At 54.9% G+C, this 17,148-nt stretch carries 8 protein-coding genes; 2 read left to right on the top strand and 6 right to left on the bottom strand.

The features are described from left to right. The first annotated feature begins 113 nt into the window (after positions 1-113). Complete coding sequence (gene mnmG / locus IPJ96_01645) at positions 114-1,994, top strand: tRNA uridine-5-carboxymethylaminomethyl(34) synthesis enzyme MnmG (GenBank protein ID MBK7909051.1); 1,881 nt, start codon at positions 114-116, stop codon at positions 1,992-1,994. 24 nt (positions 1,995-2,018) lie between these two features. Beyond that, positions 2,019-2,912, top strand: a complete 894-nt coding sequence (locus tag IPJ96_01640) for a class I SAM-dependent methyltransferase (GenBank protein ID MBK7909050.1) — start codon at positions 2,019-2,021, stop codon at positions 2,910-2,912. Between the two features lie 3 nt (positions 2,913-2,915). Here the strand turns inward: IPJ96_01640 and IPJ96_01635 are convergent, their stop codons facing one another. From IPJ96_01635 to IPJ96_01610, 6 genes are all read right to left on the bottom strand, one after another. Next, positions 2,916-4,043, bottom strand: a complete 1,128-nt coding sequence (locus tag IPJ96_01635; GenBank protein MBK7909049.1) for a response regulator — start codon at positions 4,041-4,043, stop codon at positions 2,916-2,918. A gap of 77 nt (positions 4,044-4,120) precedes the next feature. Beyond that, positions 4,121-4,975 (bottom strand): protein-glutamate O-methyltransferase CheR, encoded by an 855-nt coding sequence (locus IPJ96_01630; GenBank protein MBK7909048.1) that lies wholly within the window; start codon positions 4,973-4,975, stop codon positions 4,121-4,123. Beyond that, complete coding sequence (locus tag IPJ96_01625; GenBank protein ID MBK7909047.1) at positions 4,957-8,685, bottom strand: response regulator; 3,729 nt, start codon at positions 8,683-8,685, stop codon at positions 4,957-4,959. Before IPJ96_01625 ends, IPJ96_01630 begins: the two co-directional genes overlap by 19 nt. A gap of 4 nt (positions 8,686-8,689) precedes the next feature. Further along, complete coding sequence (locus IPJ96_01620) at positions 8,690-9,250, bottom strand: YfiR family protein (protein ID MBK7909046.1); 561 nt, start codon at positions 9,248-9,250, stop codon at positions 8,690-8,692. A 2-nt stretch (positions 9,251-9,252) separates the two neighbouring features. After that, positions 9,253-11,253, bottom strand: coding sequence for a TonB-dependent receptor plug domain-containing protein (locus IPJ96_01615; protein MBK7909045.1), 2,001 nt, complete (start codon positions 11,251-11,253; stop codon positions 9,253-9,255). A gap of 132 nt (positions 11,254-11,385) precedes the next feature. After that, positions 11,386-17,112: a PKD domain-containing protein gene (locus IPJ96_01610; GenBank protein MBK7909044.1), complete on the bottom strand. Its 5,727-nt coding sequence runs from the start codon at positions 17,110-17,112 to the stop codon at positions 11,386-11,388. Positions 17,113-17,148 lie beyond the last annotated feature (36 nt).

The raw sequence follows: 17,148 nt of genomic DNA, 5'->3' as shown, positions 1-17,148 counted from the left end.
ACTCCTTCATTCTTTCGCGCAATGATTCACGTGGAACATGAGATCAGTTCGAAAGGTTGCGCTAAGTGGCTGGTGGACTGGGGAATTCTTATTACTTACCTTTGCGGCCCCGAATGTCACTGCACCCGACATATGATGTTATAGTAGTAGGCGCCGGCCATGCCGGTTGCGAAGCTGCGGCAGCGGCTGCCAACATGGGCTCCAGCGTTCTGCTGGTCACCATGAACCTGCAGACCATTGCCCAGATGTCGTGCAACCCGGCCATGGGCGGAATTGCTAAAGGTCAGATTGTCAGGGAAATAGATGCGCTCGGCGGTTATTCCGGCATCGTTTCCGATCGTTCCATGATTCAGTTTCGCATGCTGAACAGGTCGAAGGGGCCTGCCATGTGGAGTCCGAGAACACAGAACGATCGTATGCTTTTCGCTGCTGAATGGCGGCGCTTGCTGGAGCAAACTCCGAACGTGGATTTCTGGCAAGACATGGTTAATGGCCTGATTATCAATAACAACAGGGTCGTTGGCGTTCGTACCGGCATGGGGCAGGAGTTTCACGCCAAAGCGGTGGTGTTAACCAATGGAACCTTTCTGAATGGGGTGATACACATTGGTGAAAAGCATTTTGGCGGAGGACGCAGCGGCGAAAAGGCGGCAACGGGAATTACCGAGCAGTTGGTTTCGCTGGGCTTTCAAAGCGGCCGTATGAAAACCGGCACCCCTCCCCGACTCGATGGCCGTTCGATCGATTATTCGAAAACAGAAGAACAACCCGGCGACACCATTCCCGGGCGCTTTTCTTACCTGGACGCACCATTACCCGATCGTCAACTTAGTTGCTGGATTACCTATACCAATGACGCGGTACACGATATCCTGAAAGAGGGATTCGATCAATCCCCCATGTTCGCCGGACGAATTCAGGGACTTGGTCCGCGTTATTGTCCTTCGATCGAAGACAAGATCAATCGATTCGCCGATAAAGAACGGCATCAGTTGTTTATCGAGCCGGAAGGTTGGGACACCGTGGAGATCTACTTGAACGGATTTTCGACCTCATTACCGGAAGAAGTACAGTACAAAGCGCTTCGCCAGGTACCCGGTTTGGAGAACGTCAAAATGTTCCGTCCGGGCTACGCTATTGAATACGACTACTTCCCGCCCACCCAGTTGAATCTGACGCTCGAAACCAAGGGTATTGAGAATCTCTATTTCGCCGGACAAATCAACGGAACAACCGGTTACGAAGAAGCCGGCTGCCAGGGCCTGATGGCCGGCATCAACGCACATCGCAAGATCAACGGACTCGAACCGGTCATCCTCAAGCGGTCCGAGGCCTATATCGGTGTGCTGATCGACGACCTGGTCACCAAGGGCACTGATGAGCCTTATCGGATGTTTACTTCCAGGGCCGAATTCAGGACCTTGTTACGACAGGATAATGCTGATATCCGACTAACCCCGTTGGGATATTCCATCGGTCTGGCAAAAGAAGAACGAATGCGCAGGGTAGAGCGCAAGATGCTCGAAACTGATCGGATTTTGGGCTTTTTAAGACAAGAATCCGCTTTCCCGGATCAAGTGAATCCAATGCTGGAAGAGCGTAACACTTCCGCTATTTCTCAAAAGCAAAAGCTCTTCAACCTGCTTTCCAGACCTCAATTGGGGATGCAGGACCTTTTGGGATCGGTTGATAGCCTCACTTCCTTTGCAGCCGGAATCGAAGAGGATTTTAGGGCAATGGCACTGGAGCAGGCCGAAATAATGGTGAAATATGAGGGTTATATTGAAAAAGAGCAGGAAATCGTAGAAAAGTTCGCGCGTTTGGAGGAAATCAATCTACACGACGAGTTTGACTACGAATCCTTGAGCGCACTCTCAATGGAGGCCCGAATCAAACTCTCGAAGATCCGTCCGCGCACACTGGGGCAGGCCTCCAGAATCAGCGGTGTATCGCCGTCTGATATTTCGGTCCTGATGGTCCATTTGGGCCGCTGATGTTTCACGTGGAACATATTCTTTATGGAAACCCTAAACGCCTGCCCGATCTGCCAATCGGGTTCTTTTTTACCTGAATTAGTCGCAAAGGACTACACCGTATCCGGAAAAGAATTCCAAATCGTCAAGTGCGCGGAATGCGGACTGCTCTTTACGAATCCTCGTCCAACGAAGCTCGAGATTGGGCCATACTACGAGAGCCCAGACTATATCAGTCATTCCAACAGCAAAAAAGGCCTAGTCAACAATATCTACCAATGGGTACGAAATCGCGCGATTAAGGAAAAATTAGCGTTGGTACATAAATTCTCGGGGAAACGCGACACCATTAAGCTGTTAGACATAGGCTGTGGCACCGGAGAGTTCCTTGCCAGTGCAAAGGCTTCCGGAATGCAAACGAAGGGGATAGAGCCCAGCACCGCCGCAAGGGAGCAAGCTATTCGCAACCATCAACTGAATGTAGAAGGGGAGGAGGGCTTGGAGAAACTGACAGAATCCTATGATGTGATTACCCTTTGGCATGTACTGGAACACGTACACGATCTTCGGGTCCGAGTTCAAAAAATCGCCGAAATTTTAAACAATGGGGGAGTAGCCATCATAGCGGTTCCCAACCCCAACTCCACGGATAGAAATACGTATAATAAAGAATGGGCTGCCTGGGACGTACCGAGACATTTGTACCACTTCACGCCTGCCACGATCAAACGGCTCTTCAATGACTTTTCATTGAAACACGAGGCGTCAATTGCAATGAAATACGACGCGTATTACGTTAGTATGCTGAGTGAACGCTATCGTAATAATGGCAAAAACAACTTGCCCGCTGCCTTCCTGAATGGCTGGAAATCCAACATCCACGCCGGATCCAATGCCGAGCTATACTCCAGCGTGATCTACATCTTTAGAAAATCCTGAAGACTACTTTTTCCAGGTGAAGCTGAAGGTTGTGCCGCTTCCTACTTCTGAAGCAATGGTCACTGCGCCCTCTTGCTGTTCAATAATCTTCTTTACGATTGTCAACCCAATGCCGGTACTTTCACACTGGTCCTTGGGTTGAAGCGTCTGGAATATGCCAAAGATTTTTTCCTGATGCTCGGGACGAATTCCAACACCATTATCCGTTACATGAAACCGATAGTGTGAGCCATTATCCTCAAATGCAATCTTGATCCGAATCTCGGCTTTATCGTTGTACTTGATTCCGTTAATGATCAGATTCTGAAGCACTTCGTGAAGTTTCACGCGCTCGGCCAAGATCACCGGCAGGTTGTCCGGTGTCTCGATGACCACATTTGATGCCGGAGCAATAAGATCTATAATGCTGTTAATCAGCTCATTAAGATCAACATCCTCCCGATCACCCCGATTATTGGCCATACGGGAATAATGCAGAATGCCATCGATCAATTGTTGCATGCGTGCCGTACGGCTCTTCATCATATTCAAGAGCTCGACAACTTCCACCTTCGGTTCGGCACCAAGCTCTTCTTCCATGAAACTCGCAAGACTGGCCAGGCCCCGCAACGGCGCCTTGAGATCATGTGAAACAATGTAGACGAACTCGCCCAACTGCTTATTCACACTCTCGAGCCGCTCAGCATTTTCACGCAACTCAATCTTCTGTCGATAGAGCTTTTCAAATACAGCAACTTTTGCCTTTACGACATTAACATCCAGGGGCTTGTGCAGATAGTCGACGGCGCCTTCCTCGTAGCCCTGCATGGTATAACGCTCCTCCTTACTCAGGGCAGTTACGAAGATGATGGATATATCGCGGGTCTTGCTATTCTCTTTCAACAGGCGCGCAACCTCGAATCCATCCATCTCCGGCATTTGCACGTCGAGTAGCATAACGGCAATGTCTTCCTTCAGCGCGATTCGCAGCGCCTCGTTTCCGCTCTCCGCTTTCAGGATCTCACGACCCGGACCTTCCAGGATGCTTTCTAAGGAGAGGATGTTCTCCGGGCGATCATCTACGATCAGCAATTTGACAGGACGAACCTGTGTTGCGGTATCCGGGCGCGAGGGGGAAACAGTGGCTTGCATAAGAATGAAAATGGTCTTTTCTGGGTTTGAAAATTACGATGGTGTAGAGATGGCGGCGGTAAATATCCGCGCTGAACTTACAGTTTCTGGAATCGGACTTTTCGGAAGATTTTATGGCTGCCGTCGATCGTTACAAACGATGTTCGCATACGATTAAAACGCAGGCTCTCTTTATTGCCTATGGCAAAGTATCCGAGGTTCACAAGCGACTCGTGAAACAAACGGGTGGCGCGTTCCTGCAACAGCGGATCAAAGTAGATCATCACATTTCTGCAGAGGATCAGATGAAACTCGTTGAAGCTGGCATCGGCTGCAAGGTTGTGCTGATGGAAGGAAATGCGCCTCCGCAATTGGTCCTTCATCACGATTCTTCCGTTAACCGGGGCACAGTAGTCGGTTAACTGACCTCGTCCACCAGCCTGACGGTAGTTACGGGTATAATGTGAGAACAGGGCAGGGGAGAAGCTGCCTTCTTGCGCCTGTTCCAATACATCGGTATTGATATCGGTCGCGTATATTCTTGCCTTTCGCAGCAGGTTAACCTCATCCAGCATGATGGCCATGGAGTAAACTTCCTCCCCGGTGGAACATCCGGCATGCCAGATGTTGATCCTGGGATAGGTCGCCAGAAACGGCAACACTTGTTCGCGAATGGCCCGGAAGAATTCCGGATCGCGAAACAGCTCGGTGAAGTGAACCGTGAGCGTATTAACGAGTCGGGTAGTCAGTGCGGGATCATGTTCCAGCAACAAGGGCAAGGCCAACAAGTCGGGAAGACCCTCCCGTTGCAAAAACACCCGCAGCCGCCGTACAATAGATGGTCGCGCATAGTGAATGAAGTTCATTCCGGTCCTGCTGTGCAAAACCGAAAGAACCTGGTCGACGCGCTCATCCGTAAGGACGATGGACTCGCTTATTGCTTGTACAGCCATACCTGGAGCAGGGATAACAACTGTTCTACATTGACCGGCTTGGAGATGTAATCGGTTGCTCCGTGCTGGAGACACTTTTCCCGGTCACCTACCATGGCCTTGGCCGTGAGCGCAATGATCGGCAGCGTCTTCCAACGATCTACTTTCCGGATCTCCGTCATGGCTTCATAGCCATCCATTTCCGGCATCATGATATCCATTAGTACAATATCCAGATCAGGTTGCTGCGTGAGCAGCGTGATCGCCTCCCGTCCGTTTGTGGCCGGGATGACGACCATGCCCTGGTCTTCCAGCACGCTGGTCATCGCATAGATATTACGCATATCGTCATCTACGAGCAGTACGCGCTTACCGCGCAATAACTCGCTCATCTTCTCCGGGGTCTTGGTTGCGGCGCCGGTTTGCTCTTCTTCCACCCGGTGCAGGAACTGCTCCGTCTCACTCAGCAGGCGGTTGAAGGCTTCGCCGTCCTTCATGACAATGGTCGCGCTGTGCTTGCGGATCGATTGCTCTTGAGCAGAATCGATCTCCGTGCCGGTGAAGACGATCACGGGCACATTGCGAAACTCATCCCCGGCCTTCAGCTCATCCAAAAAGTCGATTCCCTCTCCGGGTCCATTACCAAGATCCAGGTCGAGAATGATGCAGTCGAATTGCGCTTTCTTCAATTCCATCCAGGCTTCCTGTGTATTCGACACGCTGGTCACTTCAGAGCGGAAATCCTTTCCCTCCAGCAGATTCGATACAATCTCCTGCTGTATGCTTTCATCTTCAATCAACAAAACACGGCGCGTATTATACCGAACGGTATCGTCGATCTCCCGGAAGGCATTATCCAGGTCAACTTTATCCAGCGGCTTTCGCAAATAGGCGTTGGCGCCGAGTTCCATTCCCAAACTTTGGCGGTCCATGGCCGACATGACATGCACCGGGATTCCGGCAAGGCTTTCATTGGCTCGGATCTTTCGCAAAACCGACCAACCGTCCATTCCCGGGAGTTGCATATCCATGATGATCGCCGACGGCCGCAGCAATTCGGCATATTGCAAGCCCTGGTCGCCCTGCGTAGCTACAACAGCCTTGTATTGATGCTCATGAGCCATGTCGACCAGGATCTCCGCGAACTGTACATCGTCCTCGACAATGAGCAACACCCGGTCGCCTTGCTGCACCGATTCACGGTCGTCCACAACCGATGTTTCATTGGCCGGTAACTCGCTGATCCGCTCCAGCTCCCGGATGATCTCCTTTTCCTCTTCCGGCTGATCGGTATCCGTTTTCACTACGATGGATTCGAATGGCAGGTAAACATAGAAGGTGCTGCCCTTGCCTTGCTCGGAAACCAAACGCATCTCACCGCCAAGCATGGAGACCAGCATCTTGCTGATCGACAACCCCAATCCCGTACCGCCATAGCGGCGGCTGGTGGAACCATCCACTTGCTGGAACGCTTCGAAGATCAATTGCTGCTTCTCCTGCGGAATGCCGATGCCGGTATCCGTCACTGAAAATTCGATCACCTCGCGCGATTTCATCAGCGCGGGATTGGTGAACCGGACGTTCCTGTCGGGACGACGCATGCGGAGCGACACCTTGCCTCCCTGCGGGGTGAATTTGAACGCGTTCGATAGCATGTTCTTGATCACTTGCTCCAGGCGCACGCGATCGGTAATGATCTTCTCGGGCAGATTGGTTTCCTGCTCCAGCTCGAACTCGATCTTTTTCTCGTTCGCGACTTCGATGAAGAGCGAACGTAAATCGTCGCGAATGATGCGCAGCTCCGTACTTTCCAACAGCAGCTCCACCTTACCGGCTTCGATCTTGCTCAGGTCCAGAATGTCGTTGATCAGGACGAGCAGGTCACTACCGGATTTGTGAATGACGCGCGCGTATTCGATCTGCTTATCGGTCAGGTTCGTATCCTTGTTCTCCGATAAGAGTTTCGCCAGGATCAATACGCTGTTGAGCGGCGTACGGAGTTCGTGTGACATATTGGCCAGGAACTCGGACTTGTATTTGCTGTTCTGCTCCAGCTCGCGCGCTTTTAGACTCAGGGCTTCGCGCGCCTGTTCCAGGATCTCGTTCTGATGCTCCAGCGCGTGGGCGTTTTCCTTCAGCTCCAGGTTCGACTGCTTCAGCTCTTCTTCCGAAGCCTGCAACAAGCGTGACTGGTTCGATAGTTCTTCGTTAGTCTGGCGCAATTCCTCCTCTTGGGCGGTCAACCGCTCGGCCTGCTTACGGGTTTCTTCCAGCAGCTTTCGGGTCAGCATGTTCGCCTGTACGGAAGCGATCGAACTGGCGATCAGTTCGCCGATTCCCTCCAGGAAGCCGACCGTGTTTCGGTCAAACGCCCGGAAGCTCGCCACTTCCACAGCACCGAACACCTGCCCGTGGTAACTCAACGGCACGATGATTACATGCGAGGCGTGCGCGTCGCCAAGGCCCGATTGGATCCGCGCGAAATGAACCGGCGCGTCCTTCAGCCAGATACTCTTCTTGTCTTTGATACACTGTCCTACCAGGCCCTCTCCCAGTTCCAGTTGCGGCTTCGCTTTGGCGCGCCCGTCCAGGGCATAGCTGCCCTGAAGCTGGATCCAACTCACGTCGCGGAGGTCGTCGCGTTCCACGAGGTACAGGGCACCATGATACGCCTCCAGGTGTCCCACGATCGAAGAAACGAGCTCATCGCTGAGTCGGTGGATGTCTTCGCTGTGCTCCCGCAAGGTGCGGTTGACCTGGGCGATACCGGCACTGGTCCAGTGGCGCTGCCGGTTGTCCTCATCGGCAGTCTTCAGGCTATCGCGCATCTGCACCAGGGCGTTGCCCAGCTCGTCCTTATCACTCATCGGCTGGAATTGTTCTTCGAACTTTCCTTCTCCTATGGCGTGGGCAAAGCCCGTCGTCTTCCGCAGGCTTTCCGCGAGCTTTATGACCGCTTCACTCATTTGACCAACGGCATTCTTCCTTGGTCGAAGATTCACCTCCGGTATTTCGCCTTTACCCATCTGCAACACGTAGTTCCTCAGCTTCATGGTCGGAACGATGATGTTGTTCGACATGTAGAAGGCCGCCATGAGCACCACGATCACGATCAGGATGGCGATTCCGAGTACGCTCCACATCAGGGCCCGACTCGAGGCCATCATGCCGGCGTGTTCTACTTCCGCGAGCGCCCGTTTCTGAACGATGACTTTATTGAGGGAATTGATGATACCATTTGTTCTGGGTAAGATCTCATTATCGACCACTTCCTCCGCGGCGAAATGCTTCATCGGATCCTCGTAGTCGTCAAAACTCACCAGCAGGTTCATTACCTGTCGCTGGTAAACGAGAACCTGTTCGAAATTCTTGAAGATGGCATTGACGCTATCGACCATTCCCGGCTCTTCCCAGGTAGAAGCCAGCGCAAGGATATTGCCCTTGAGATCGGGATACTCGATGTTTTGCAGGCTCTTCAGTCGCTCCTTGTCCTCTCGGTTGCCCTGCAAATACACCCAGTTCGTCGTGTACATCTTCGATCGGGTTACGAGCAGGTTCATGTTCTCCAGCGCCTGCAGCGAAGGGATGTCCACGGTCATGATCTTCGTGGTGGCCTGCTGATTCTTCGAAATGTTCAGCGCGCTGTAAACCGCGTTGAACACCGAAATGCCGATCACCACGATGAACACGAGGTAGATTTCGAAATCGATCTTATAGTTCTGTTGCTTCATGGGCTTATTGGATCACATTTTCCGCCAGGTTGACCAACTGCGACGAGATGCGCAGGTTGCTTTCCTTTGCTTCCGTCAGGTTCAGCTCAAACCGGATCTTATTGTCGCGGTTCAGCAGGTTGATCATGGCACCTTTGGGTATTCTCTTATTGACTTCCGTGACGATCAGTACCGGTTTCGCATTGAAATGATTGACAGCATCGTCGATCGGCGCGGTGCCGGCAATGAACAGCAACTGCACGTCTGGCCATTGCCCCGGAACAACCGGAACCACTTCGATCGCCTTGCCATTCACGCGTTTCTGTTCGGCAACTTTGCGTACCGACTCCAGCACAGGTGTATTGCCAACCACACCGATCCGGAATGTCGGACCTGTGGATGCCGGCCATTCCACGTACTTGATAAAATTGTAAAGGAACATGGCCTTGAGGTCCGACTCGCTGTTACTCTGAGCGCCCACACGCTGCACGAATGCCGACAACAGGAAAGCAAGGCCCAGCGCCACTGTTCTCCAGTGCGCCCGGCCGCTCTTCCGGTTGTTAGGTGTGGTGGTCGTCTCGTGCATGCTTACTTATTCAGAAAGCGATAGGTCAGGCGCAGGCGCAATTCGCGACTGGGGCCGGGAAGGGGGGCGTGGTTGCTGTTATAGGGTTGCAGGTAGTCAACCGGCTCGTTGAACAGGTTGATGCAGGTCAGCGTACACCGTAAGCGATCATGCAGGAATTGCTCGGCGTTGATCGCCAAATCCGCATAGACAACCGGACGAAACTCCACGGCTTCGTCTTCACCGTTATCCGGATTATACCGGGCACCAAAACGTTTGGACATGCCCGTAACCGCCGGCGTGATGTTGAAGCGATCGCTCAGGCGAACATTGGCTGAACAAACACTCTTGTGGGCCGGAAATGCCAGGTGGACACCGGATACGCCCGGCACGACATACTCCTCGACTCCGGTTCCTTTATCAGAGGTGTAATAGGCGTGAGAAACCGACAGGTATCCCCAGTTCGTTTTCCAGCGGAAATCCAATTCCGCACCACGTGTGCCGGTTCGGCCCGCGTTACGATAGGAGTCTTCATTCTCGTTCTCGTAAAAGAAAACGATCACGTCTTTCGTCTGTACATCGTAAAGGTTTGCCGTGAGGTAAGTGTCGTGGGTGATCCGGACGCCGGCCTCGATCTCGGCCACGGTGGTGCTTTCCGGGCGTATCCCCGCACTGGTGGCGTCGATATTCTCGACCGAGGGGGCTCTGAAGGCCGCGCTGTACAGCAACTTCACGTGATAGCCGTCGCGCACGCGATTTAGACCGATCCGCGGAACGAAGGCCGGATCAAACCGGTTGTTGTAATTATAGCGCGCACCCAGGGTAATGTTCGCGGGTCGGGTCTTGATGATCGCCTGTGCGAACACGCTCGCGTTGTCGATGTAAAAACTCGGGCTCCCATTGAAAAACAAACCGTCGTCTCTCCGGTCTCGGGCAATGAGTTGATAATAGCTCGCGCCAAGGCTCAGGTTGAACCGCTCACCGGAATCATATTGCGCGTTGACAAACGCTCGTTTCTTTAGGGTCGTCCGATCGTAAGCGGTAAACTCGTCTTCGGCTGAAGTGCCGGTAAAATTATATGGCGCCTCCTGCTTCACTCGTATGCCCGGACTTAGCGTCCATTTGTCGCCCAGCCGCTTTTCGTACATCGCGTTGAGGTACCAGGAGTCGAAATTGGTCGGATAGGCCTGTGTCAACGCGCCTTCATAACCATCCCGCTGATGGGTGTGGTAGCGGTCCAGCATGCCGCTGACACGCAAACCGCGGAACAGGAAGCTGGTCGCGAAGGAACCGTGCGACAGGTCGGAATTCTCCTTCATATCGTACGAATCTCCCAGGTTGTCCTGGTAGGTCCGGTCACTGCGGTTATACTCGCCTTGCTGCAACTGGTAGTTCCAGTGCAACTCACCGATACGATGGCCTCCAGCTACTCCCAGGGAACGACCGGCCATCGCACGTTGCATCTGACCATAACTGGCGGTGGCGGTTATGCCTTCGCGCTTTTCATCGAGCGTGGTCTGGATGTTGATCACCGCGTACTCCGCATTGCCACCATAGATGGCGGAACCAGGACCGCGGATGATCTCGATACGGCGAACAAATTGAAGCGGCATGTGTCTACCGAACTGAAGCGTGGAGAAGAGCTCTTCGTTCATCTCCTGTCCGTCGATCAGCATCAACACTTTTCCCTCGTGGCCCCAATTGCCACGCACGCCGATGCCGACTACTCCCTCCACATCCACGCCGAAGTCAATGCCGGGTAATCGTTGTAACAATTCCATCAGGTCATCACAACCCGATCGACGAAGCTCTTCTTCGGTAATGACGGTCACGACACCGGGCGACTCCTTGGCAGTCATCGCTACCTGGGAGGCAACGGTCACTTCCACGTTCATCAACTGTTCAAGCGACAGGTTGTAAAACGACGAGCTGTCCGCATTGGGGTTCTCGGCAAAAACGCTATGGCCGCTGAAGCATAAACACAGCAGTACAAAGGCAATTTGTAAAGGGCGGTTTCCTGGCATGGGCTTCCGGGAATGATATTTCCCATTATACCCGTTACCCTATTCAGAGGGTACTATTCAAACCGGTGAAATGCGGTCGCTTCTTACAGTTGTAAGAAAAACTAAAAAGTGTTCAGTTTTTGGAACGCCCGTTTAGGGGCGAACCACCATGCGGGCCGACAAGCGGTTTTCAGCCTCTATGATGACCCAGTAAACACCCGCGGCCCAATCCGCGGAAGAAAAGCGCAGGGTTTCGTCCCCGGGCAGGAGGGTTCCTGTCTCGAAAATCAGTGTTTGCCCAAGCAAATCTTGCACCCGGATCCGGTAATCCAGCTTGCGCTCCGCATGGATCAACACATGAAGGCTTTCCTGCAGCGGGTTCGGGTAGACGTGGAAAACCATGCCGAGCGATTGCAGCTCGTCGATACCTACAAGCGTCACGGCTTTTGCGGGTGAAATGGCCGAACAGCCATTCGCGTCGAATACTTCTACCGCGTAATTACCCGATAGCGTTGCCGTATAGGTTTGACCATTCGCGCCGGATATCGCGATGCCGTTGAAATACCATTGGTAAGCGGTCGCCGCCGGAGCGGTCAACACATTGCCCGCCTGCGAAAAACCCGGAGTCGCGGGCAACGCGTGCACGGTGATAAAGTTCAGCACCTCCAGGGTGTCGCGTCCTGAAAGATTCTGGACAATCAACTTCACCGGGTAAATGCCTGCGTTGGGATAACAGATTCCCGTCGGGCTTTCGATCGTTGAGGTTGCCGTATTGGCACCCTGGAAGGTCCAGTTCCAGTTGGTTGCGTTCAGAGACAGGCTGACGAAATCGATACAGTCGCCCGCGCAGATCGTGGTGTCACTCGAACGAAAATCCGCTACCGGCATTTGGGAACAATCCGCTACCGTGATGAATTGCGGTTGCGTCAGTGTGTCGCTGCAGAACCCGTCGCTGACCACCAGCGTTACGGCATAATCCCCGGTAATCGGATAGCAAACCTGGGCGGGCGATTGAACACTCGCGGCCGCGGGTTGTCCGCCGCTAAAACTCCAACTCCAGCTATTCACCGGTGCGGAGGCCTGACCCGTAAAGGAAATACACGCGTCCTTGCAAATGCTCTGAGAGGAAGCTGTAAACGATGCCTGTGGTGTTGCACGAACCGTGATCATGTTGAGCGATGCGCGGGACGCCGTACAACCGCTGTCGGATGTTGCCGTTTGAACCACCGTATAGGTACCGGGGGCCGTATAGGTGTGCGACGGTTGATTGGCCGATGATGTTCCGCCATCGCCAAACAACCAGCTATACGCTACCGCGCCGGTAGTGCTGTTGGTGAAATTCACGGTCAGTTGATCACATCCCGTCAACGCACTGGCGGCATACTGTACAACCGGTGCCGGATTGACGGTGACGAGTGCACTGGTGGTATCATGACAACCGGCCGCGTTCGCAATATCCAGCAAGACGGTGTACGTCCCGGCATTCGCGTAAAAATGCGCGGGAGAACCAAGGTTGCTCGTGCCGCCGTCACCAAAGGTCCAGCTGATACTGTTCGAAGGAGAGCCCGGGAAGCCACTGGTATTGTTTAGTCGAACCGAATCACCCTGACAAACATTGGCGGTGGTAAATGATGCAATGGGTGTTGGGGTGACGGTAATCGACAGGCTCGCGGTATCCGCACAACTTCCCTGTGTCGCGATCAGTTGCACCGGAAACGTGCCGCCAATTGTATAAGTATGCGATGGGCTGTTCGCCGCAGAAGTGCCGCCGTCACCAAAGGCCCAGGAGTAGGAGGGCGAGCCGGTAGTGGTGTTGCTGAAGTTAACCGCCAATGGCGCACAGCCGCTGAGCGAAGAGGCGCTGATCGCGGCCACAGGTGCCGGACTGATCGTCACACTGATCGTCGTGTCGTCGTTACAGCTCCCGTTGTCGGCCGTGAGTGTAACGGCAAATGTTCCGGCCCCGGCATAGTTGTGCGTGGGCGAGGCGGAGGTGCTCGGGGAAGAGCCGTCGCCGAAGTCCCAGGTATAGCCGGTGATCGGAGATCCATTACCCAAACTGCTGTTCGAAAAACTTACCGGATCACCAAGGCAAACATTGGAGGTGTTGAAAGAAGCGGTGGGCGTTGTCGCGATCGTAATGTAACTCGTGCGCACCAAGGTGTCGGCGCAGCTTCCCTGCGTGGCAATCAGGGTCACGGTATAGGTGCCGGTGGCGGTATAGGTGTGCGACGGACTCGCGGTAGTAGCGCTGCCGCCGTCGCCGAAAGTCCAACTATACGCCGGCGACCCACTCGTGTTATTGGTGAAACTCACCGTGAGGGGCGCGCAGCCGGTGGTGGTGGTCGCGCTGAAAGCCGCAACCGGCGCGGGATTCACGGCAACCGCGATCACGGTATCGTCCACGCATCCGCCGGTGCTGACCGACAGCGTGACGTTGTAATTCCCGGCGGCGGTATAGGTGTGCGTGACGCTGGTGCCGCTGCCGGTGTTGCCGTCGTCATAATCCCACTGATAACTGACAATCGTGCCGCCTCCGGAAGAAGATCCGTCGGTGAAACTGATAACATCGCCCAGGCAGACCGCTGTCGCAGAAGGGGTGAAGGAGGCGGTCGGCGCCGGTGAAACCTGGATGTAATTGGTTTGCACCAGTGTGTCGGCACAACTTCCCTGCGTCGCGATCAGGGTCACCGTATAGGTTCCGCTGGCCGTGTACGTATGCGATGGGGTAGTGCCGGTGCTGGTGCCGCCGTCGCCGAAGCTCCAGTTGTAGCCGGGTGATCCGGTGGTCGTGTTTGTGAAAGCGACCGTCAGCGGTGTGCAGCCGGAAGTGGTCGCTGTGGAGAATGATGCTACCGGCGCGGGGTTGACGACAACGCTGATCGTTGTGTCATCCGAACAGTTCGCGGTTGCGGTGGTGAGCAGCACAGCATAGGTTCCGCTAGCGGTGTACAGATGGAAGGGCTGTGTGGCTGTTGATGTATTCCCATCATCGAAATCCCAGGCGTAACCGGTGATCGTTCCGCCATTACCCGACGATAGGTTCGTGAAGAACACCGTGTCGCCCAGACAAACCGCCGTAGCGGAACTGCTGAAGGACGCGGTGGGTTGCGCATTCACGGTGATGTACGCGCTCCTGATGAGCGTGTCCGCGCAACTTCCCTGTGTAGCGATGAGGGTAACGGTATACGTGCCGGGCGTGGAGAAGGTGTGAGTCGGGGCGCTCAGCGCGCTCGTGGTGCCGTCACCGAAATTCCAGGTGTAGACCGGCGATCCCGTCGTGGTGTTGTTGAAGGCAACAGCCAGACTGCCGCAGCCCGTGGTCGTGGGGGCCGTGAAGGCCGCCACAGGCGCGGGATTGACCGTCACGTTGATCGTGGTATCGTCGCTGCAAACACCGGCCGATGTGGTCAGCGTGACTGCGTAGGTCCCGGGGCTCGTGTAAATGTGCGTGGGACTGGTTTGCGTTGAGGCGGGTGTGCCGTCGTCGAAATCCCAGCTATAGCCGGAGATCGGCGTGCCGTTGGCGGTCGACAGATTCGAAAAGCGAATCGTGTCGCCAAGGCAGATCGACGGAGTTGCGTTGCTGAAGGACGCGGTCGGCCCATTGGCAACACTGATCAGGTTCGTGCCGGTATACGTCGCGCTGCAACCCGAAGCGTTGGTGGCCGTCATCGTCACCGTGTAGGTTCCGTTACTGGTATAAACGTACGTCGGACTGGTGGCGGTCGATGTCGGTGATCCATCACCAAAGTTCCAGCTATAACCGGTCGCGCCGGTCGTGCTGTTGGAGAAATTGACGGACAATGGACCACAACCGGAGGTTACCGAGGGAGTAACGGAGATGACCGGCGGTGCGGAGACAGCGACGGTCTGCGTCGAGGTCATCGTGCAACCGCTGGCGTTCGTGACGGTCAGCGTTACCGTATAGTTTCCGGATGACGAATAGGTGTGCGTCGTATTCTGCGAATTACTCGCCGGACTTCCGTCGCCGAAGTTCCAGCTGTAACCGCTGATGGTACTCATGGAACTCGTTCCGGTACCGGAAAAGCTCAGCGATTGTCCGGTACAACCCGAAGGCGGTGTGAACGAGGCCGTCATCGCATCCACCTGTACGATGAACGGATAACGATAATGCCCCGGACAAACGGCGGCATAGAAGGTGTCGGTTGCAAAAAGTGGCGGTGTCGTGTATGATACTCCGCTGAAACCCGTCGGCACTCCGCCAACGGCTTGTGTGTACCATTGGTAGGAAATGGTTGCCGGCGGTGTACCGCTGGTGACGACATTGATCGTGGCCGTGTTGCCCGGACAAATCACGAGCGGAGTATAGATGAACTTGTAGCCGGGTACGGTTTCATTGGGTAAGCCCGCGCCGCCCTTGGTCGCGCCGTTCGGTGGAAACTCCGTCAGGCTTCTGGAGTTGGTCGTGCCGTTGGCTCCGCCATTCGCCGTGCGTGTCGGAGCGCCTGAAGCAATGCCGATATAACCGCCACCGCCGCCGCCACCCGGACCCTCGGCTTCGAGATTCAGGATGTTGACCGTTTGGTTGCCGCCGTTGCCGCCATTCGCAGAAATAGAAACGCCGGACACCGTGCCGCCGGCCCTGAGCACCACGGTACCACCCGCGCCGCCGCCGCCGGCACCGTCAGTACCGTTGCTCGTCGAGGTGCTGACGCCATTGCTGCCGTTGGCGCGGATCTCTCCGGCGCCACTGACATCTCCGAATGAAAATAAATACGCGAGTCCGCCGCCATTACCGCCCGGACCGCCCTTTGAATCGTTCTGGTCACCAGAACCGCCGCCACCGCCGAGGAAAATCCTGCCGGTGGAGTAATCCAGCGGACGACCTCCCATGCCGCCATTGTTACGGCGCTGATCGCCGCCCCAGGTGCTATTGAAGGGCGGTAGCGTGAGCGCATTCTGATCCGAGCTGCTAAACGTATAACCTCCGCGTCCTCCACCGGAAGATGTTGAACCGGCAAAGCCGCTATACTCGAGGTTCCAGGCCGCCGCCCAGGCCGCGTTCGAAACATCCGGGTTGCCGCTGCCGGTCCAGTTCGCCGGGTTGCCGGCATTACCACCGCCGCCACCGCCGGCATTGTGTCCGTTCCCGCCGCCGCCGGCGTTGATCGCCGCGCCACGACAGTAACGTCCTCCGAACATATCGTAATCCACCTGGTAACCCAGGACGCCTTCGCCTTTCTCGGCACCGTAATCGTCAGTCGGCCAACGATGGTTGCCTACGCCGTACCAACTGTTGTTGTCGAGCAACTGGCCTCCGCGAAATCCAAGACCGGTGACATCGATTCGTCCGCCGGAGTTGATGACCGTGTTGCCCTGTACTTCCAGTGCCAGCACGCCTCCGGTACTTCCGTTCCAATTCGGACAGGTAAGAATGCCGCCGCTGTTGATCGTAATCGAAGCATAGCGCGGCACGCGCACCACTTGTGCGCGACCAACCCAGGTGTACGAGTTCTGCAGGGCGCAGGAAAGTTGAATCGATGTAGCGGTCGGAACGGCCGCAACCTCCGCGAGCTCCTGCCTTCCACAGTTGCCCATCGAGATGATCGTTCCGTAGGTGGAATCGTCGGGCGAGGTCATGCTCGCGCCCTGAATCTGTATGATGAAAACTAGATCGCCCGGCGCAAGTGCTGCAGGAAATCGTCCGTTCGTATTCAACGAACTACTGGTAACCGTCAGCATGGAGGTTCCAGCCAGGGCGTCGGCGGTCAGTGTGGTGTACTCGTTGACGATGGTGCCGGCTGCCGTGACGGTTTTGGCGCCGTCCTTTCCCAGTTGGGCTAAAAGATTGCCCGGAAGAAAAAGGGCAAGAAACAATACGATACTCCGGTAAGAGTAACGCCAAAGGGGGGACATGATACTGCGGGAGAGGGTTTTACCTTCGACCAAGAT

The organism is Bacteroidota bacterium (assembly GCA_016713765.1).
GTDB lineage: Bacteria > Bacteroidota > Bacteroidia > AKYH767-A > 2013-40CM-41-45 > Pollutiaquabacter > Pollutiaquabacter aromativorans.
Note: the sequence above shows the minus strand (reverse complement) of the source record. Positions and strands in the feature narration are given on the sequence as shown.

Coding starts and splice junctions, on each gene's coding strand:
- mnmG (MBK7909051.1), top strand. CDS start 114: ATGTCACTGCACCCGACATATGATGTTATAGTAGTAGGCGCCGGCCAT.
- IPJ96_01640 (MBK7909050.1), top strand. CDS start 2,019: ATGGAAACCCTAAACGCCTGCCCGATCTGCCAATCGGGTTCTTTTTTA.
- IPJ96_01635 (MBK7909049.1), bottom strand. CDS start 4,043: ATGCAAGCCACTGTTTCCCCCTCGCGCCCGGATACCGCAACACAGGTT.
- IPJ96_01630 (MBK7909048.1), bottom strand. CDS start 4,975: ATGGCTGTACAAGCAATAAGCGAGTCCATCGTCCTTACGGATGAGCGC.
- IPJ96_01625 (MBK7909047.1), bottom strand. CDS start 8,685: ATGAAGCAACAGAACTATAAGATCGATTTCGAAATCTACCTCGTGTTC.
- IPJ96_01620 (MBK7909046.1), bottom strand. CDS start 9,250: ATGCACGAGACGACCACCACACCTAACAACCGGAAGAGCGGCCGGGCG.
- IPJ96_01615 (MBK7909045.1), bottom strand. CDS start 11,253: ATGCCAGGAAACCGCCCTTTACAAATTGCCTTTGTACTGCTGTGTTTA.
- IPJ96_01610 (MBK7909044.1), bottom strand. CDS start 17,112: ATGTCCCCCCTTTGGCGTTACTCTTACCGGAGTATCGTATTGTTTCTT.